An 18532-nucleotide genomic window follows, 5' to 3' on the forward strand; every position below is an offset into this window, starting at 1 on the left:
CTCCTAACCTTCCATATCCTGTAACTGCTTTTTCAGCTCAATCAATTTGTCGCGCAACTCTGCTGCCGCCTCGAAATTCAATTCTGCCGCTGCTTTCTTCATCTGCTTTGTAACATCTTTTATCAGTTTTTCCAATTCTTTTTCACTCATTGACTCCGGATCTTTTTCAAGACGCAATTCCTCCGCCGCTACCTTCTTAGAAATACTGATCAGATCTCGCACTGACTTTTTAACAGTCTGAGGTGTAATTCCATGTTCCTCATTGTATGCCATCTGTATCTTTCTTCTTCGTTCTGTCTCTTGAATCGCTTTTTCCATCGACTCTGTCACATGATCCGCATACATGATAACATGACCATCCGCATTACGGGCAGCTCGCCCAATCGTCTGAATAAGCGAAGTCTCCGAACGCAGGAATCCTTCCTTATCGGCATCTAAAATTGCAACCAATGTAATCTCAGGAATATCAAGCCCCTCACGCAACAGATTGATTCCGACAAGCACATCAAATACATCGAGACGCATATCCCGAATAATTTCTGTCCGCTCTAACGTATCAATATCTGAATGAAGATATTTCACCCGTATACCAAGTTCACGCATATAATCTGTCAAATCTTCTGCCATTCGTTTTGTCAACGTTGTAATAAGAATCTTATTTTTCTTTGCAATCTCCTTGTTCACTTCACCGACCAGATCGTCGATCTGTCCTTCCACCGGACGCACTTCAACCTCCGGATCAAGAAGACCTGTCGGTCGGATAATCTGATCCACACGCAAAAGTTCATTCTTTTCTTCATATTCTCCCGGCGTCGCAGATACAAACAACATCTGATTTACCTTACTTTCAAATTCTTCAAAATTAAGCGGTCTGTTGTCCTTTGCTGACGGCAAACGGAATCCATAATCTACAAGAGTGGACTTTCTAGACTGGTCACCCATGTACATTCCACCAATCTGAGGAATGGTCTTGTGCGATTCATCAATCATAATCAAAAAATCATCCGGAAAATAGTCAATCAATGTGTGCGGCGGCTGCCCCGGCGCCAGTCCTGTCAAATGCCTTGAATAATTCTCTATTCCCGAACAAAATCCCGTCTCTCGCATCATCTCAATATCGAAATTCGTCCGCTCTGCAATACGCTGCGCTTCCAAAAGCTTGTCTTCTCCTTTAAAATATCGGACTCTTTCTTCCAATTCTTCCTCAATCGCCTTTGTTGCTCGATCCAGCGCTTCCTTTGACACAACATAATGCGATGCTGGGAAAATCGCTACATGCTTCAACGCATTTTTAATCTCGCCCGTCAAAACATCAATCTCTGTTATTCTCTCCACTTCATCCCCGAAAAATTCCACACGAATTGCATAATCTTCCGAAACTGCCGGAAAGATCTCCAGCACATCTCCTCTTACCCGAAATGTCCCGCGTTTAAAATCCATATCATTGCGATCATACTGTATCTCAATCAACTTCGCAACAACCTCATCCCGATCTTTTATCATCCCAGGGCGTAGTGAAATTACCATCTCCTGATAATCAATTGGCGAACCTAATCCATAAATGCAGGATACACTCGCCACAATAATCACATCCCGTCGCTCAGAAAGTGCTGCCGTTGCCGAATGGCGCAGCTTATCAATCTCATCATTGATGGATGAATCCTTCGCAATATAAGTGTCAGATGACGGAACATATGCTTCCGGTTGGTAATAGTCATAATAACTCATAAATAGTTCTACAGAATTATTAGGAAAAAATTCCTTAAATTCGCCATATAACTGTGCTGCCAAGGTCTTGTTATGTGCAATTACTAATGTTGGTCTATTCAATTGTGCAATGACATTCGCCATCGTAAATGTCTTTCCCGAACCGGTTGCACCAAGAAGGGTCTGGCATTGGTTGCCTTCTTTAAAACCCTTTACAAGCTGGTCAATGGCTTGAGGCTGGTCGCCGGTTGGGGTGTATTCTGATACCAATTCAAAATGTTCCATATGTTTCTCCTCTGTTCAAATCAACCCTCATTTATTCCAAGTTTTTATCGTCCAATATTTCTGCTCAATGCCAAACGTTCATAGAGCGAACTTCCATACTGTCGAGCTAATTCATCTTTACTCCACCCATTTCTATATGCTCCTATCTCATAAAAATGGCGTTCTTCAATATTGTTTATTCGCATAAGAATAAGATAATGAGACCAGCTTAGATAAAATTTTCTCCCTTCCTGTGTAACTGGAAGTTTTTCAGATTGGGGAAACGGCGTTTCCCCAATTGAGTCCTTGGAATAAACCAGATAAAATTTACGCATAAGTTTTAAATTATCGTATGAATATCCTCTTCCAAATTTCTGTGTCAGTCTCTGAGACAATTCTTTCAAAATGTACTTCCCATATGCTGCACGTTCTTTTCCACTTTGTTCTTCTTCCACAATCATTCTCCCTGCTTCATAACAGAGGTATACCATCGTCATATTTACTGCAACTGATAATTTTTTTGCATTTTTTCTACCAAAACCGAATGCTCCTCAAATTTTGTGTTGAAACCCCTGACATTCCCGGAAAAGCTTTCCGCAAATCTTTACTCATCACATTCAGAAAGGATTTTCCCTATTTAGCATTTTTCTGCTTGCTGACAATATTTTTCCCAAGTTCCCAATATAAATCCAATAGTTCATAATTTATTTTAACATCATTAATCCAACTTTTAAAAAGTCTTTTACCATTGCTGGAAACCAAATACTTTCAGCCGAGTCATTCATCTTTAGTGGATTACCAAATCTAATGATATCTGTTTGTAAAATGTTATAAAATGTATCCACAGAGCAATAATGATAATATATTTTATTGTTCATCTTTTGCATCCACCACCTTTGCTGTTTCCAGCAAAACACGATCAAAATCACTCTGATACAATTGATCCTGCTTCACACGGTATTTTTCAAATTCATTTAGCGCATGTGTTTCTGCTATCTTAGCAGAAATACTCCCTGCATGTGTTAAAATTTCCTTCTTGGACAGTCTCAATAAACCTTCAAATTGTTCTGCCCAATCTTCCATTGTCATCGGAACTTGTTCTTCAGCCCGCATTTCTGCCAAATCTAAATAAGCATTAACAATCCTTGCCATTGCCGAAAGTTCCTGCTCAGTCAAATAATTTTTTGCGACTGTCACATCGAATCTTTGTATTTTCCCGCTAGGTGCATCTTTCCATGTTTGCAATCCCATGTTTTGCTTTTCACTGTCTGCTCTATGATAAATCACTTCTGCCGCTGTTTCTCCATGAATTGCCCAATGCAATTGATTTTGCACTTTTGCAAAAAATAGTCTTGTTGTTTGTGCTTTAGAGTCATAATCTATACTTGTCGCATAAATATCTGTAATTTTCTGATAAAATTTCCGCTCAGACAACCGAATCTCACGAATTCTTTCCAGTTGTTCTTCAAAATAATCTTTTGTTAATACAGTTCCAAAATTCTTTAATCGCTCATCATCCATCACAAATCCCTTAATTGTGAATTCTTCTATAATATCATTTGCCCACTTACGAAATTGAACTGCTCTAGGTGAATCAACTTTATTACCCACTGCAATAATGGCTTTTAAATTATAATGGTTCGTATTATAACTTTTTCCATCTGAAGCAGTTATTCGAAATTTTCGAATAACTGCATTCTCATCTATTTCTCCATCTGAAAATATTTTCTTCAAATGATAATTAATAGTATGTGTTTCTACATTATACAAGAGTCCCATCATTTTTTGAGTCAGCCACACATTTTCATCAAAATATATAGCATTAACATCACTTTCTCCAGTTGCTGTAATAAAGGTTAAATATTCTGCTGCTGAAGAACGTATCATAGATATCTCTTTCTTCTTTTTCATTCTCTCCCACCTTTCATAATTTCTATACCATATATTTCCCTTTTGTATGGAGAATATCTCTCTTGGTCATCCGTAAATAATCATCTATTCTGTTTCATCATAATATTCTGCTCTCAAAGAACAAATGTTCTTCTTTCATTTTATCTTATGTGCTGTTTTGTGTCAACTTTTCTTTTTAGGAATTTCTTGCACTTCCTTGCTATTTTCTTTGCTAATTTCATCTCTGCACTAGTGTACTTTATCACGCAAAAACCAGCGGAGATTCATCTTTCCCTGAATCTCCGCTGGTCTGATTCTTTATTCTATTACAATTCCATAATCTTTGCTTTATGTCTGATTTGTGGCAAAAATTTATTCAACAAATCTTCTGTCTTCATTTTCAAATGACTTGTATTAATCCCCGGATTGCAGCCAAACCATTCTTCCTGTGCAACTTCTTTGTCCACAATCAATTGAACATAATCGTCTTCGTCATTGATCAATCCCATGACAGACGCAGATCCCGGTTTCGTTCCAAGATGCTCTTTCATCAGTTCTCCTGAGGCAAATGAAAGATGCGGTACTCCGATTTTTTTACTCAATGTGTTCGTATCCAAAGATTTGTTTGCCGGAAGCACAACCAAAAAGAAACTCGTTTTTTTCTTATTGCACAAGAAAATGCTTTTTCGAATCTCTGTTCCAAGCGCCTTGTCAATCTCCTCACACTCTTCCATCGTCTCCACAACATCATTGTCGACTCTCTCATAAGAAATTTTCAGTTTATCCAGTATCTGATACACCTTTTTTTCTGTTGCTACGCGATCATCCGTCGGTGCTGTTGTATAAATATCACTAATATATATCATCTTAGTTCCCCTTTCTCTAATGCTTGTCTTTGATAAGGACATCTTAGCATTTTCGAGTAAAAAGAACTACCAAAACCTTAACAAAAAATATTAATATCTTAACATTTCATATTTTTATAAGCTTTTGGAGTAACACCAGTCATTTTCTTAAAACATTGAATGAAATGGCTCACACTGTTGAATCCAACCGCCCCGGAAACTTCCGTTACCGATAGTTCCGTCCCTCTTAGCAACTCTTTGCTTCTCAATATGCGGTATTCTGCCAGATACTCGTTCGGGCTTTTGCAGACAACTTCCTTAAATCCTCTGCAGCATTCTCCAACACTGACATTCCCTGCCTGCGCAATATCCGCCAGACACATCGGATGCATATACTGATTATGGATATAAGACAGCATCGCCTGTATCCGTTCCTGCTTTCTAATATAGCTGTTGGAAATTTTCTTTCCACTTTTCTCTATATTGCAAATCATCATGTACCATATCTCCACAATTTTTATTGCAATCTGATATTCTTCTCTTCCAACAGCTTGTCTTTTCTCTCTTCTTCTTTTAAACAGGAGCTCCATCTTTAGCAGAGTATCCAGTATCTCCTTCTGCCATGACGTTGTCCTTTTAAATTCAACTACCGCTATCCCGTAATTTCCCACATAGGGAAGCACAAAATTCTCCTCCATAGTACTCCCTGAGAAGAAAGATACTACCTTGTCCGGAAAATTAAAACTGAGATATCTGCCTCCATCGCTAATCTCTGTCGTTATATGGAGAAGATTTCGATTGATAAAAATTCCATTTCCTTCATCCAGCGTATATAATTTCCCATCTACTCTCAATTTCAGCTTTCCGCTTGTCACGACAGTAAACTGCAGTTCCTCATGCCAGTGCAAGTCCATATATCCCCTTCCCGATGGTTCAATATTCCCCTGCGTTACCGTGTACATCTCAATCGGAAACCCTTTATCCGTATAATAATTAATCTCATGTAATGGTTTTTCTATCTGCTTTGGATTACATCTTTGCATTTTCATCACACTCTATTTAGAAAAAGTCTCGATATTGATTCATGTCATCATCATCGTAAAAGAAATCGTCATAATAATCATCGAAGAAATCATCACGCGGCTGTTCTTCATAGTACGGAGTCTGTTCTTCTATGGAAGGAACCTGACTCTCCACTGTGCCCGCTATCAAAATTATAGCAACCGCAAATACGGATAAAATCAGTCCAAATGCAGATGTCGCAATACCTGCAATCGCAAATCCACGTTCCTGTTTTCTCTTAGACAGATAATAGACCCCAAGTCCTGCTCCCACAACTGCACATAATCCGGACATCACCACCGTCCAGCACAAAAGAATAGAGACAATCCCAAGTACCATAGAGGTAATTCCCAGTCCTTTATATTGGTTATCCATCTTGTATCCCTTCTTTCTTCACACTACAATCAGTCTACCAGTCCAACCATCTCATTCACAGAAGTAAATCCATATTGTTTCATATAATCTTGAATTCCATCTACGATTTCCATCGTCACAGATGGATTATGGAAGTTCGCTGTGCCGACAGAGACTGCGCTTGCTCCTGCAAGGATCATCTCGATTGCATCCTCCGCACTTGCGATTCCTCCCATTCCGATGATCGGCACTTTTACCGCATGGAATGCCTGATATACCATGCGGACTGCGATTGGATGAATCGCCGGTCCTGACACTCCGCCCGTTTTATTTGCGAGCACAAATTTGCGACGGTTAATGTCAATCTTCATTCCTGTAAGTGTATTGATCAGAGAAATTGCATCTGCTCCGCCTGCTTCCACTGCCTTCGCCATCTCTGCAATATCAGTCACATTCGGACTCAATTTCATGATGACCGGCTGTTTTGCATATTTCTTTACTGCTTTTGTAATCTCTTCTGCCGCTTTCGCATTCTGACCAAATGCAATTCCACCCTCCTTGACATTTGGACAGGAAATGTTGATCTCCAGCATATCTACACCCTCGTCTGCAAGACGTTCCACAACCTCACAGTAATCTTCTGTAGATTTTCCACACACATTCACGATAATCTTTGTGTCATACTGTTTTAAAAACGGAATGTCTCTCTCACAGAACAATTCAATCCCCGGATTCTGAAGACCTACTGCATTCATCATTCCACCGTATGTCTCTGCAACTCTCGGTGTCGGATTTCCCGCCCAAGGAATATTTGCAACTCCTTTTGTCGTGACGGCTCCAAGTCTGTTCAAATCAACAAACTCTGCAAATTCTGCTCCCGAACCAAATGTACCGGATGCCACTGTCACCGGATTATTCCACTCTACACCTGCAATATTTACTTTCATATTCATTAGATCTCCACCTCCGTAGACAGGAATACCGGACCGTCCTTGCAAATGCGCTTGTTATTTACATTGCTGTGGTGATCCTTTTCTTTTGACTGGCATACACACGCAAGACATGCCCCGATACCGCACGCCATTCTCTCTTCCAGAGAAATATAACATTCAATTCCTTGTTCCTCTGCATATTGTTTGATTGCGCGAAGCATTGGAGTAGGTCCACATGCGTAAATGATATCCGCCTCAAGTCCATTTTCACGAATCGCATCCATGACATTTCCTTTTGTTCCGACACTTCCATCCTCTGTCGAGATATAGACGGTTCCATTTTCCTCAAACTGCTCCTTTAAAAATGTATCTGCATCACGATATCCCATGATAATCTGCTTCTCACAGTCAAGCTGTTTTGCAAGCTCCAAAATCGGCGGAACTCCAATACCTCCACCTATCAAAAATGCTCGTTTCCCTTTTCCTGCTTCTAACGGAAAACCATTCCCTAAAGGTCCAATGATCGGAAGTGTATCTCCCGCTTTCATCTTGGAAAACTGCTCTGTCCCCGTCTTTTCTGCTGTCACACGGTATACAACCCGAAGTTTCGATGTTTCCGTATCAATCTCGCAGATACTGATCGGTCTTGGAAGCAGTTTGCTTCCGTCATTTGTGTACATGGAAATAAACTGTCCCGGTCTTGCAGTCTTTGCAGCTTCCGTCTGAATCCACATACTAAAAATCCCGTCTGCCAGCTGTTCCTGTGAAACAACTGTAACTGTCTCTCTCTTTCTCGCTGCCATCTTACATTCTCCTTATCTGCTCTCGAGCGCTCCATTAATATCTTTCACCATTGCCTCAACAGCTGCTCTTGAAGCCTCTCCAAAATTCTCTGCGCCAAATTTCGCATATGCTTCCTGTTTGTACGCCGCGATAATTCCACGTGAAGAATTTACGATTGCTCCTAGTCCGTCTTCGTTAAAGAAATGAACAAGGTCTTTTCCCTGGCCTCCCTGCGCTCCGTATCCTGGAACAAGGATGTAAGATTTTGGCATTACTTTACGAAGTACTTTTCCCATCTCCGGATAAGTTGCCCCTACAACAGCTCCGATATAGCTGTATTCGTCTCCCATGCAGGTTTCTCCCCACTGTGCCACTTTTTCTCCTACCAATTCATACAATGGTTTTCCATTGATCAACTGATCTTGAAATTCTCCACTTGACGGATTCGATGTCTTTACTAAAATAAAGAGTCCCTTCTTTTCTTCTTTGCACACATCGATAAATGGATTCACCCCATCCGAACCAAGATATGGGTTCACTGTCACAAAATCCTCGTCAAACGGCACATATGATTTACTTCCCACCTGCACGCGTCCAAGGTGACCGACTGCATATGCTGCTGATGTAGAACCAATATCACCACGTTTGATGTCACCGATGACAACAAGTCCTTTTTCTTTACAATAATCCACTGTCTTTTTAAATGCTTCCAATCCCGGAATCCCAAACTGCTCATACATTGCAATCTGTGGTTTGACTGCCGGAATCAGATCATATGTCTTATCCACGATTTCTTTATTGAACTGCCAGATTGCCTCCGCAGCGCCTTCCAATGTCTCTCCAAATTCTGCAAACGCTTTTTTTTGCACCTGCTCCGGAATATAATTGAGCATCGGATCCAGACCAACTACGATCGGCGCCTTTGTCTTTTTAATATTCTCTACTAACTTGTTAATCATCTTTCATTCCTCCTAGTATGATGTATTTTCATATACGATAGTGCCGTCCACCAATGTGTAACGCACATCGCCTTTCACTTTCCAACCGTCAAACGGTGTATTTTTCCCTTTTGAGAAAAATGTATTTTTGTCAATTATGTATTCTCTGTTCGGATCGAAAATCACGAGATCCGCAATCTTTCCTTCCGAAACTGCTCCCTTGTCCTGCAAGCCTAAAATCTTTGCCGGGTAATAGCTTGTTTTTTCTGCCATCTGCATCGGTGTCAGAACTCCGGTATCCACCAATTCCGTGTAAGTCAGACTTGCCATTGTCTCAAGTCCTACGATACCGAACATCGCCTCTTTCATAGACTTATTTTTTTCCTCCTCTGAGTGCGGTGCATGATCTGTAGCAATCACGTCCATAATATCTTCCTTCAGTCCTGCTTTCAGCGCTTCCACATCGCTTTTTCCTCGAAGCGGCGGATTCATCTTGAAGTTCCCATGATCTTCTGTAATATCCCCTGTCGTCATTGTAAAATGATGCGGACACACCTCTGCTGTGACCGGCAAGCCCTCTTTTTTTGCTGCCCTCACCAGTTTGACACTGTCCTCTGTTGAGCAATGACAAAGATGCAGCCTCACCCCAGTCTCTTTCGCAAGGAGAATATCTCTTGCCACAATGACATCTTCCACCGCGTTCGTAATTCCTTTCAGCCCCAGTGTCTCTGCCTTTTTATCGGCGTGCATCACTCCGCCTTCCACCATTGTAATATCTTCACAGTGTGCAAAAATCGCAATTCCTTGTTCTTTTGCAATCTTCATCGCCTTGCGGTATAAAGATGCATTCATCACAGATTTTCCATCTTCGCTGATTGCGTGGCATCCTGCTTTTGCCATTCCGACAATATCTGCGAGTTCCTCGCCTGCCTGCCCAACTGTAATCGCGCCGAGCTGTATCACATGCACTTTGGACTCTTTTTTTGCCCTTTCATGCACTTGTCTCACTTTCTCTTCTGTATCAATAACAGGTTTTGTGTTTGGCATTGCACAGATTGTCGTGACACCACCTCTTGCCGCCGCATCTCCTCCCGTCTTAAGCGTCTCTTTATATTCCAGTCCCGGATCTCGCAAATGCACATGCAAATCAATAAATCCTGGCATCACAAAACAGCCTTTCGCATCAATCACCTTATCTGCTGCATCTGCAATATGTTCTGCCACCTTTACAATCTTTTTTCCTTCCACAAGGATATCATATATCCCCTCTGTTTTACTTTCCGGATCCAGCACATGTCCATTTTGAATCAAAGTTTTCATTATGTTTTCATCCTTTCTTCTAGATTTGAGCATAAAATTACATACTACTTTTATTCTATCATAGAGATAAAAAAAATGGAATGCAAAATTTACATTCCATTTCCCTTCACAATCTCAATTGCTTTTTCCAGCTGATTATCTGCCGCCGGATCTTCTTCATTGTATTCATATTCAACTTCCACATCCGGATCGATCCCCGTCCCATGAATATTTCTTCCCTTCGGTGTAAAATATTCGGAGATGGTCAATTTAATACTTGTTCCATCTGTCAACGGAAATATCTGTTGTACGATCCCTTTTCCGAATGTAGTTGTTCCCACAAGTGTTCCAACTCCATAATCCTGAACCGCACCCGCAAAAATCTCAGATGCACTGGCACTGTTTCCATTTGTCAGCACTGACAGCGGAATCTCCAGCTTATGTTCCTCATCTGATGTGTAAGTTTCTCCTTCTCCATTCTTGTCTTTCGTAGAAACAATAGTTCCTTCCGGCAAAATCAGATCAAGGATGTCACAAACAGTGTCAAGATTTCCTCCCGGATTGTCGCGAAGATCAATGACAAGTCCTGTCATTCCCTGAGCCTCTAAATCTTCCAAGGCAGAAGCAAACTGATCATACGTCACGGAATCAAATTCTGTAATTCTGATATAGCCGATTCCGTCTGACTTCATCTCGTGTTCAACCGTATGTACTTCCACCATTTTTCTCGTCGCTGTCGCCGTATACTCTTCCATGTTTTCACCACGAAGAACTGTAATCTCTACCTGTGTTCCCTCTTCGCCTTTAATCTTGGCAACAACATTATTGAGATCTTGACCGGTCACATCCTCTCCATCGATTTTATAGAGAATATCTCCCGCCTGAAATCCGGCTTCTGCTCCTGCTCCTTCTTCGTACACATTCACAAATGTCATGGCTCCTGTCTCAGAATCCTGCGTGATTGAAACACCAATTCCACTAAACTTTCCTTCTGTTGACTCAAACAGACTGTCCGTCTCCTCTTTGTCATAATAAACAGAATACGGATCACCAAGACCACTTACATATCCTTTGATCAAAAACTCTTTCAATTCGTCATCTGAAACTTCATCACTATGAAGATAAACTTCATCGATCAAGCTTCTAAGTGTCTCCAATTTCTTTTCAGTTCCCATCGTGACAACTTTGTCATCTCTAGACATTTTATAGATGAAGAAGCTGCCTCCTACAAATGCTACCGCTAATAACATAGCAAGGGCACCGCAAAGTGCCCCTTTTAAAAAGCTATTTTTCTTTTCCATTCACCAATATACCTTCTTACATATAATTTGACGGGTTCACCGGAACACCATTTAATTCCACCTGAAAATGCAGGTGGTTTCCGGTCGATTGTCCTGTCGTACCTACGCCTCCGATATTCTGCCCTTTTTCCACTGTCTGACCTTCTGACACATACGGCATCTGCCACATATGCATATATTTTGTCACAAGCCCATTGCCATGGTTGATAACAACCCAGTATCCGGCAGAGTTGCTGTATCCGGCTGTTGTCACCTTTCCGGCTGCTGCCGCATAGATCGGAGTCCCCGGCGCCGCAGCATAATCATGTCCCTTGTGCGGTCTGGAATCACCGATTCCCTCACGTACTTCTCCGAAGTAGCTTGACTGGTAACTCATACCCGGACAAGGATGAGTGAAGAAACCATTCCCACTCACAACAGAATCTCCGGCAGTACCGCCAGAATTTCCATTATTCTGCTGTGCCTGCTGCTTAGCTGCCTCCTCTGCTTCCTGCCTTCTTCGCTCTGCTTCCTTGGCAGCTGTGATCAATCCCTGCACTTCGGTCATCTCGGATTCAATACTCGCAATCTCCGAAGCCTTCTCCGTCAAAAGCTTCTCCACTGCTGTCTGCTTTTCTGTGAGACTCGCCTGAAGTGTGTGCAGCTCTTCATATTCTTTATTTAACTTTGCCTCTTCTTCCTCCACTTTCTTTACAAGCTTCTGGAATTTTTTCAACATATCTCTGTCATACTCAGACATCTTTGTGGCGTACTCCGCCTTATTCAAAAAGTCTGCCATATCTTTTGCTTCCAGCATGATCTCTAAAAATTCGGAACTTCCATTTTCATAAATGTACTTGATTCTTTTTTTCATGCTTTCATACTGATTCTGCTCATCTACCTTTGCGTTGACAAGTTCTTCTTCAGCCTTTTCGATTTCCGACTCTTTTTTTGTCATGTCCTCTTCTGACTTTTTCATGTCCGTCACAATGGTATTCAATTGTTCCGCCAAAGAAGACTTTTCTGATTCGGCGGCCTTTTTCTGTTCTTCTAATTGCTGTGCCTTCTGTTGTGCATCGGATAAATCCGTCGCATATGTCGGCATGATAAAACTGAGTGAAAGTACTCCTGCAATCATACAGTTCGCAATTCTTCTTCTTTTTGTCATAAAGTCACCTATGCCTTTAAATGTTTCCTAATCGTAAAGAAACTTCCCACAAAACCAATTCCTACTCCGAGAATTAATCCAACCGGCAGTAATATCTGATATACCTGCCCCACCGGAAGAAAGTCTAAAATATTATTTAAAATTTTAAATCTTTCCAAAACATAATTAACAACTTTTCCATATGCAAAGTACAGTGCCACAAGCGGTACCGCCGCTCCGATCAAACCGATGAAGATACCTTCCACGATAAATGGCGCTCTTACAAAAAAGTCTTTTGCACCTATGTATTTCATAATCGCAATCTCTTCACGTCTGATTGTAATTCCCATCGTAACCGTATTGCTGATCAGGAAAATAGATACTGCAAGCAGAATCAGGATAATTCCTCCTGAGACATATGCAATGAGCACATTCACATTTCCTAACGCATCGGCAACGACATCTGATTTGTTGACCTGGCGAACTCCGTCAAGTCCCTCTGCATATTTTACAAGGTCTGCCTGTGTCTCAACTGATTTTAAATATACTTCGTAGTTATCAGAGTCAATCAACGGGTTATCGCCTTCAAATCCCGCTGCCGCATCCGCATTGTCCTCTCCAAAATAATCTTTCTGGAAGTCTTCCCATGCCTGTTCCGCGGAAATATATTTCACCTCTGCCACATCATCTCGGCTCTTTAGTTTCTCGCCGATCTCTTTAATCTGCTCGTCCGTCGCATCTGCATCGAAAAGCACCGTAATTGCTACTCCTTCTTCAGCCTTATCTACAATGTATCTAAAATTTATTACAATTGAAAAAAATACGCCGAACAGGAAAATACATGCTGCCATCGTCGCCATAGAGGCAATGGAAAACATCTTGTTTCTCCCAATATTCTTAACCCCTTGCTTTATCGAATATCCTAGTGTACTGATTCTCATTATACATACCCACCTTTTTTCTCGTCGCTGACAATGCTGCCCTGTTTCATTGTTACAACTCGTTTTTGCATTGCATTTACAATCTCATGATTATGTGTAACTACAATGACTGTAGTTCCTCTGTCGTTTGCCTCCTCCAGCAACTTCATGATCTCCCATGAATTAGACGGGTCCAGGTTACCGGTCGGCTCATCTGCCAGCAAAATAGACGGCTCATTGATGATCGCTCTCGCGATCGCCACACGCTGCTGTTCTCCTCCTGACAGCTCCTTCGGAAACGATTTATACTTTTGCGCCAGTCCCACCAGCGATAATGCCGCAGGAACTTTCTGTTTGATAATACGAGTTGGTGCCTCTGTCACACGAAGTGCAAATGCAATATTTTCATATACATTCCGATCCTTTAAAAGGCGGAAATCCTGAAACACAACTCCGATTCTTCTGCGGTATTTCGGAATATGTTTGTGTTTCATTTTTCCAAGATCCTCACCCATAACAGTAATTGTTCCGGATGTTGGATCCAGCTCTTTCATCAGCAAACGAATCAAAGTCGATTTTCCCGACCCACTGTCTCCTACGATAAATACAAACTCGCCTTGCTCAATCGTCAGACTGATTCCATTGAGCGCAGCTATCCCCTTTGAGTATTCCTTCGTAACATCTTTTAATTCTATCATACGCTCCTCCATAATTATTAATACTCCAACGTTTCCATATGTTTCATGTATTTTACAACCATCAGCGCAATCTTAAATGTAATGGCATCCTCAAAGACACGCAGATCAAGTCCTGTGCTCTTTTGAATCTTATCCAGTCTGTACACCAGCGTATTACGGTGAATGTACAATTGTCTTGATGTCTCAGATACATTCAGACTGTTCTCAAAGAACTTATTAATTGTGATCAAAGTCTCCTCGTCAAAATCATCCGGTGATTTCCCCTCAAAAATCTCTCGGATAAACATTTTACAAAGTGGTATCGGAAGCTGGTAGATCAGACGTCCTATTCCGAGTGTACTATATGCTATCACATCTTTTTCGTTAAAGAAAATCTTTCCGACATCAAGCGCAAGCTTTGCTTCTTTATAAGATTTTGAAACTTCTTTGATGTCGCTTACGATCGTACCATATGCGACATGCAATCCTTCTTCGCCTTCTGCTTTTAATAATTCCAGCATTGCATTCGCAGCCTGCTCCATCTCCTGATAGCCTTCCCTCGCTTCCAGTTCCTTTACGACAATAATATTTTTTTCATCGACAGCTGTGATGAAATCTTTGTTTTTTCTTCCAATGGACACTCGCACATGTTCAATCATATTCGCATCTTTCTCATACGCCATCTCGATAATAAATACGACACGTCTTGCATCTGTATCAATGTGTAGTTTCTTTGCACGATTATAAATATCCACAAGCAACAGATTATCCAATAACAGATTTTTGATAAAATTATCCTGGTCAAATCTTTCTTTATATGCAATCAACAGATTATGAATCTGGAATGCTGCAAGCTTTCCGATCATATATGCATTTTCATTTTCCCCGTAAGCAAGTAATATATATTCTAACTGATATTCGTCAAAAATTTTAAAAAATTGACATCCTTGCACCACCTGGCTGTCTGCAGGTGAATCTACAAAAGATTTTATCGAGGTTGCATAGTCATCTGTCTCTGTACAAGTCCCCGCAAGCACTTTTCCCTCTATATCTACTACACATAAATCAATTCTTGTAATTGCTTTTAGTCCTTCAATTGTGTTTTGAAGTATTTGATTTGATATCATTCAATTCCCTCCACTCGTAATTTTCATATGCATTTTCTACAATACATTTTTTTCTTAAAATGGTTAAACGCATATTTCTACGTTATATACTAATGCAAAACAGCAAAAAAAGAAAGAGGAAATCATAATTTTTTATGCATTTCCTCAATTTTCCTTTTGCTCTTATCCTTTTTCCACACTATACATTGTTCACAAATTCTGATTTTGCTTACGTTCTTTCTCAATCTTTTTCTTCACGATGTGTTGTGTAAAAAATGCCTTCAGCCGTCTTCTTCCAAATCCCGTTCTCCTGCGTTCTTTCAATCCAGTACCCATTCCGAACCAAATTCTGGCATTCAAAAGTGTGCGGTTACGAAGAATGACTTCTTCCTGAAGCGGAGATGGAAGCGCCGCAAAGATACAGTCGGTCTCTGCACCGTTGATTCGATTGACAATCATGTCATCGGACTTTCCGTGTTCTTCCATGGTCGCAGTCTCAGAGATAACAATCCCGCTGTATTTTCCTGTCACATATTCTCTCAGTTCAGACAAAGCCTCTTCATCTTCGGCGAGCAAAAAAACCTTTTTGTGGCTTTTATGCAGAAATCGCATTACCATTTTCACGAACAGCAGTGTCTTGGCCTCATTCAAATATTTTGAGTCAGTCACTCCTGCCGCCTCTAATATTGATTTATCTCCTGCAAATGTAAGGTCAAACTCATCAATATATGGCTTTTCTTCTTTGTTCAAAAGCTGCGACAACGTATTCATCGTCACCATCTCGATCACATTGATCGGTTCTGTCTCCATATATTCCATGACCTTTTTCATTGCTTCCTTAGCCGTGTAATGATTAATTGACACGCCTAATACTTTTATTTTCTCATTCATAACCTCACCTGTTGTTTCTCCCCAGTTTTACGATTATAACAAATCTCCCTTCTCTTTTCAAGTCCGGTTCGAAATTGTTCACACTTTGGTCACTACTCTTTTGCTTTCTCCATCTCTCGCCTTTTCTTCGTAATCAGTCCGCCGATTCTCCCGGTCTCTTTTGAAGAAAGCGCCTTCCAGCCATCCTCCAGCACCTTATCGAGCAATCCCAATTCTTCTGCAATCTCATATTTTAATTTTTCTTCCGGCTCCAGCTTGCTTAAGCAAATCGGTTTTTCTTTCTTTTTAGACATAATAAAAATCCCCTTTCCGTGATGGTAAGAGGATTTCCATTTTTTTCATTTTTATTCCAGACTATTTTTCAAATTTTACATTGACACTTCCCATGCCACATTCAATATTCAAATTTTTCGATGCCCCATGGTCAATCTGTTGCTCAACTGCGATTCCTGAATAACTTCCGTCTGCAATCTTCACTTCACCCATTCCGCACTCCAGACTATAGTTATAGTCTTCTTGTTCTCCATGGAGCACAAGCGTTGCAGAACCCACTCCACATTCCAGATACATCTCTTGCGCCATAATGCCCTGTATCTCTGCGGCTCCTGCCGCCACCGCAACATCCGCATTTTCCGCATGTACGCTTTGGAGCTCTGATTTCAAACTTCCTGCTCCTACTGAAATGTCCATCTCGTAGAATTTCACATCCTGCGGCAAGTACAAAATAATCGTCCCTGCCTGATTGATTCGATTATTTTCCAAATCTGTCTCAATGTTCAGTGTGTTTCCTTCCTTATAGATTTGGAGATTTGCTCTCTCGTCAATATCTTCAGTGCCCACACATACTTTTCCATTTTGAGAAGGCTTCAGATATACACTCATATGATCCACATCAATTTCCAGATTTTTTACCCCTTCGAACGTTTTCTCTTCGCCGGTCTGCCCTTCGCTTTCCTTTACTGTCACCATCCTATTGCTCAATGGAAATATATGTAGGAAGCTAAAATTGATCTTTGAAAAAGAGACCCCCAGTATAAATCCCAAAATCAAAAACAGTACGCCGATTCCGGCAATCGCACCACTTGTGATCCAAAATCTCTTCCATCCTTTTTTCATTATGACACCGCCTTTCTATGAAATGGTTTTTTGCAGATTTTTACAATCCACCGAAACATCTTCGGAAATGCAACGAAGCAAAGCTGCACAAGCAACACAACTCCCACCATTCCAACTGCGAATAAAATCATTCCGCTGCCAATCAACGTAAATGCCTCCGGAAGCGCCACGGCAATCTGCGTAAGCCCGCCAATAAACAATGCAATCCCTACAATTGCAAGACAGCCTGCCGCTATAACAAATGCTATCAGAGCAATAAATCCCGAAAACACCACTGCCAATACCGTCAGCGCCACCCCTAGAACGATCGGGCCGGCAATGGATAAAACAAACAGTCCACCTACTATAATCAGGAGAATCTTCCACCAATTGTTCGTATCTTTCTCTTCTTTTTCTGCCGGATACACAGGTGCTTTCGTTTCCCCAGTATTATTTCTCCCGTAAATTTCCGCTTTGATTGCCGCCGCTACCTTTTCCGGGCTATCTAATTCTGCTGCAACTTTTTCTTCATTCTCCTCACCGGCCTCATCAAAATAGTCGTTATAGTATTTCATTGCTTCCTGTCTTTCTTCCACTGGAATGTCCTGAAGCATCGATGCAAGTCTTGTCATATATTCTACTCTGTTCATTCGTCCACACCTCCCTCAAATATCTTGCAGATCTTCTCTGAATAGCTTTTCCACTCTTTTCGATACATCTCCAACTGTTCTTCCCCTCTCTTTGTCACTTTGTAATATCGCCTGTTCCTGCCGTCAAACTGCATATCATACACCTCCAGACACCCATCTTTTTGAAGTCGCCTGAGCACCGGATATAAGGTTGACTCCGATACTTCCAACGCCTGTCTGACATCCTGTGTGATCTTATATCCATAAGTCCCCTGCTGCTCTTTTGATACTACAGCCAGAACAATCGCATCCAGCAAGGCTGCTCCTGTATTAAATATCATGACCTCACTCCTTTCTATTTGATGCAATATTATTTTTATACACATATTATATGTCATATAATATTATTAGTCAATATAATATTACAAAAAAGTAGGAGTTTTATCTCCTACTTCAAATAAACATATATCACAATTCCAGCCTGCAACAAAAGAATTACAGGCACTCCAATATAAAATTTCGGCTTCTGAGTCTTATGTCGGAATATTTGCATCCCGACACAGGCTCCAACAGAGCCTCCCAAAGCCGCCATTGAAAGAAGCGTCGCCTCCGGTATCCGCCACCTTTTTTTGCGCGCCTTCTGTTTGTCTATTCCATATAAGAAAAATGTCACGATATTGATCGCCAGTAAATACCACATTATATATCTCATA

The 18532-nt window shown here is 41.0% G+C and carries 20 protein-coding genes and 1 pseudogene; all 21 read right to left on the reverse strand.

From position 1 onward, the window contains the following. Window positions 1-3: 3 nt before the first annotated feature. The 21 genes and pseudogenes from uvrB to BQ5364_RS13425 all read right to left on the reverse strand — a co-directional run bounded on the left by uvrB (window position 4) and on the right by BQ5364_RS13425 (window position 18531). The gene (gene uvrB / locus BQ5364_RS13320; RefSeq protein WP_004611182.1) at window positions 4-1992 is read right to left on the reverse strand and encodes an excinuclease ABC subunit UvrB; all 1989 of its coding nucleotides are present in this window, start codon (window positions 1990-1992) and stop codon (window positions 4-6) included. Window positions 1993-2048: 56 nt separating this feature from the next. Then, window positions 2049-2492 (reverse strand): annotated as a pseudogene (locus BQ5364_RS13325) (DUF1016 N-terminal domain-containing protein); the annotation flags it as partial. Between the two features lie 346 nt (window positions 2493-2838). Beyond that, on the reverse strand, window positions 2839-3882 hold the full coding sequence (locus BQ5364_RS13335) for a virulence RhuM family protein (RefSeq protein WP_044986512.1): 1044 nt from the start codon (window positions 3880-3882) through the stop codon (window positions 2839-2841). 305 nt (window positions 3883-4187) lie between these two features. Continuing rightward, window positions 4188-4724 carry a prolyl-tRNA synthetase associated domain-containing protein gene (locus BQ5364_RS13340; RefSeq protein ID WP_044986561.1) on the reverse strand — a complete coding sequence of 179 codons (537 nt, stop codon included), beginning with the start codon at window positions 4722-4724 and terminating at the stop codon, window positions 4188-4190. A 101-nt stretch (window positions 4725-4825) separates the two neighbouring features. After that, complete coding sequence (locus BQ5364_RS13345) at window positions 4826-5755, reverse strand: helix-turn-helix domain-containing protein (protein WP_083382855.1); 930 nt, start codon at window positions 5753-5755, stop codon at window positions 4826-4828. A gap of 10 nt (window positions 5756-5765) precedes the next feature. Further along, complete coding sequence (locus BQ5364_RS13350) at window positions 5766-6143, reverse strand: DUF4190 domain-containing protein (protein ID WP_071144450.1); 378 nt, start codon at window positions 6141-6143, stop codon at window positions 5766-5768. Window positions 6144-6172: 29 nt separating this feature from the next. Beyond that, window positions 6173-7075 (reverse strand): dihydroorotate dehydrogenase, encoded by a 903-nt coding sequence (locus BQ5364_RS13355; protein WP_004611191.1) that lies wholly within the window; start codon window positions 7073-7075, stop codon window positions 6173-6175. Further along, window positions 7075-7857, reverse strand: a complete 783-nt coding sequence (locus BQ5364_RS13360) for a dihydroorotate dehydrogenase electron transfer subunit (RefSeq protein ID WP_004611192.1) — start codon at window positions 7855-7857, stop codon at window positions 7075-7077. The genes BQ5364_RS13355 and BQ5364_RS13360 overlap by 1 nt, the downstream gene beginning before the upstream one ends. A 12-nt stretch (window positions 7858-7869) precedes the next feature. Then, the gene (gene pyrF, locus BQ5364_RS13365) at window positions 7870-8796 is read right to left on the reverse strand and encodes an orotidine-5'-phosphate decarboxylase (RefSeq protein WP_004611193.1); all 927 of its coding nucleotides are present in this window, start codon (window positions 8794-8796) and stop codon (window positions 7870-7872) included. 12 nt (window positions 8797-8808) lie between these two features. Further along, window positions 8809-10095: a dihydroorotase gene (locus BQ5364_RS13370; protein WP_071144451.1), complete on the reverse strand. Its 1287-nt coding sequence runs from the start codon at window positions 10093-10095 to the stop codon at window positions 8809-8811. Window positions 10096-10184: 89 nt separating this feature from the next. Further along, a complete protein-coding gene (locus BQ5364_RS13375; protein ID WP_071144452.1) occupies window positions 10185-11375 on the reverse strand; it encodes a S41 family peptidase in 1191 nt (396 codons plus the stop codon). A 16-nt stretch (window positions 11376-11391) separates the two neighbouring features. After that, a complete protein-coding gene (locus tag BQ5364_RS13380) occupies window positions 11392-12522 on the reverse strand; it encodes a murein hydrolase activator EnvC family protein (protein ID WP_044988296.1) in 1131 nt (376 codons plus the stop codon). Window positions 12523-12530: 8 nt separating this feature from the next. Beyond that, the gene (gene ftsX / locus BQ5364_RS13385; protein WP_022251107.1) at window positions 12531-13442 is read right to left on the reverse strand and encodes a permease-like cell division protein FtsX; all 912 of its coding nucleotides are present in this window, start codon (window positions 13440-13442) and stop codon (window positions 12531-12533) included. Further along, window positions 13442-14119, reverse strand: a complete 678-nt coding sequence (gene ftsE / locus BQ5364_RS13390; protein ID WP_022251108.1) for a cell division ATP-binding protein FtsE — start codon at window positions 14117-14119, stop codon at window positions 13442-13444. Before ftsE ends, ftsX begins: the two co-directional genes overlap by 1 nt. A 17-nt stretch (window positions 14120-14136) precedes the next feature. Further along, window positions 14137-15225, reverse strand: a complete 1089-nt coding sequence (locus tag BQ5364_RS13395; protein ID WP_004614826.1) for a PucR family transcriptional regulator — start codon at window positions 15223-15225, stop codon at window positions 14137-14139. Between the two features lie 189 nt (window positions 15226-15414). Continuing rightward, window positions 15415-16095 (reverse strand): WecB/TagA/CpsF family glycosyltransferase, encoded by a 681-nt coding sequence (locus BQ5364_RS13400; RefSeq protein WP_004614827.1) that lies wholly within the window; start codon window positions 16093-16095, stop codon window positions 15415-15417. Window positions 16096-16187: 92 nt separating this feature from the next. Beyond that, window positions 16188-16388 carry an alpha/beta-type small acid-soluble spore protein gene (locus BQ5364_RS13405; protein WP_004614828.1) on the reverse strand — a complete coding sequence of 67 codons (201 nt, stop codon included), beginning with the start codon at window positions 16386-16388 and terminating at the stop codon, window positions 16188-16190. A gap of 61 nt (window positions 16389-16449) precedes the next feature. Further along, window positions 16450-17211 carry a DUF4097 family beta strand repeat-containing protein gene (locus BQ5364_RS13410; protein WP_071144453.1) on the reverse strand — a complete coding sequence of 254 codons (762 nt, stop codon included), beginning with the start codon at window positions 17209-17211 and terminating at the stop codon, window positions 16450-16452. Next, window positions 17211-17840 carry a DUF1700 domain-containing protein gene (locus tag BQ5364_RS13415; RefSeq protein ID WP_022251112.1) on the reverse strand — a complete coding sequence of 210 codons (630 nt, stop codon included), beginning with the start codon at window positions 17838-17840 and terminating at the stop codon, window positions 17211-17213. The genes BQ5364_RS13410 and BQ5364_RS13415 overlap by 1 nt, the downstream gene beginning before the upstream one ends. Next, on the reverse strand, window positions 17837-18160 hold the full coding sequence (locus BQ5364_RS13420) for a PadR family transcriptional regulator (protein WP_071144454.1): 324 nt from the start codon (window positions 18158-18160) through the stop codon (window positions 17837-17839). Before BQ5364_RS13420 ends, BQ5364_RS13415 begins: the two co-directional genes overlap by 4 nt. A gap of 107 nt (window positions 18161-18267) precedes the next feature. Continuing rightward, window positions 18268-18531, reverse strand: a complete 264-nt coding sequence (locus tag BQ5364_RS13425; RefSeq protein ID WP_004614832.1) for a DUF1294 domain-containing protein — start codon at window positions 18529-18531, stop codon at window positions 18268-18270. Window position 18532: the final 1 nt, after the last annotated feature.

It is taken from the genome of Coprococcus phoceensis (assembly GCF_900104635.1).
GTDB classification, from domain to species: Bacteria; Bacillota; Clostridia; order Lachnospirales; family Lachnospiraceae; genus Faecalimonas; species Faecalimonas phoceensis.

Bases quoted from the DNA above. Each gene is read 5' to 3' on its own strand.
- BQ5364_RS13370 (WP_071144451.1), bottom strand. From the start codon at position 10,095: ATGAAAACTTTGATTCAAAATGGACATGTGCTGGATCCGGAAAGTAAA.
- BQ5364_RS13395 (WP_004614826.1), bottom strand. From the start codon at position 15,225: ATGATATCAAATCAAATACTTCAAAACACAATTGAAGGACTAAAAGCA.
- BQ5364_RS13350 (WP_071144450.1), bottom strand. From the start codon at position 6,143: ATGGATAACCAATATAAAGGACTGGGAATTACCTCTATGGTACTTGGG.
- BQ5364_RS13380 (WP_044988296.1), bottom strand. From the start codon at position 12,522: ATGACAAAAAGAAGAAGAATTGCGAACTGTATGATTGCAGGAGTACTT.
- ftsX (WP_022251107.1), bottom strand. From the start codon at position 13,442: ATGAGAATCAGTACACTAGGATATTCGATAAAGCAAGGGGTTAAGAAT.
- pyrF (WP_004611193.1), bottom strand. From the start codon at position 8,796: ATGATTAACAAGTTAGTAGAGAATATTAAAAAGACAAAGGCGCCGATC.
- BQ5364_RS13360 (WP_004611192.1), bottom strand. From the start codon at position 7,857: ATGGCAGCGAGAAAGAGAGAGACAGTTACAGTTGTTTCACAGGAACAG.
- BQ5364_RS13425 (WP_004614832.1), bottom strand. From the start codon at position 18,531: ATGAGATATATAATGTGGTATTTACTGGCGATCAATATCGTGACATTT.
- ftsE (WP_022251108.1), bottom strand. From the start codon at position 14,119: ATGATAGAATTAAAAGATGTTACGAAGGAATACTCAAAGGGGATAGCT.
- BQ5364_RS13410 (WP_071144453.1), bottom strand. From the start codon at position 17,211: ATGAAAAAAGGATGGAAGAGATTTTGGATCACAAGTGGTGCGATTGCC.
- BQ5364_RS13405 (WP_004614828.1), bottom strand. From the start codon at position 16,388: ATGTCTAAAAAGAAAGAAAAACCGATTTGCTTAAGCAAGCTGGAGCCG.
- BQ5364_RS13400 (WP_004614827.1), bottom strand. From the start codon at position 16,095: ATGAATGAGAAAATAAAAGTATTAGGCGTGTCAATTAATCATTACACG.
- BQ5364_RS13335 (WP_044986512.1), bottom strand. From the start codon at position 3,882: ATGAAAAAGAAGAAAGAGATATCTATGATACGTTCTTCAGCAGCAGAA.
- BQ5364_RS13375 (WP_071144452.1), bottom strand. From the start codon at position 11,375: ATGGAAAAGAAAAATAGCTTTTTAAAAGGGGCACTTTGCGGTGCCCTT.
- BQ5364_RS13355 (WP_004611191.1), bottom strand. From the start codon at position 7,075: ATGAATATGAAAGTAAATATTGCAGGTGTAGAGTGGAATAATCCGGTG.
- uvrB (WP_004611182.1), bottom strand. From the start codon at position 1,992: ATGGAACATTTTGAATTGGTATCAGAATACACCCCAACCGGCGACCAG.
- BQ5364_RS13345 (WP_083382855.1), bottom strand. From the start codon at position 5,755: ATGAAAATGCAAAGATGTAATCCAAAGCAGATAGAAAAACCATTACAT.
- BQ5364_RS13420 (WP_071144454.1), bottom strand. From the start codon at position 18,160: ATGATATTTAATACAGGAGCAGCCTTGCTGGATGCGATTGTTCTGGCT.
- BQ5364_RS13415 (WP_022251112.1), bottom strand. From the start codon at position 17,840: ATGAACAGAGTAGAATATATGACAAGACTTGCATCGATGCTTCAGGAC.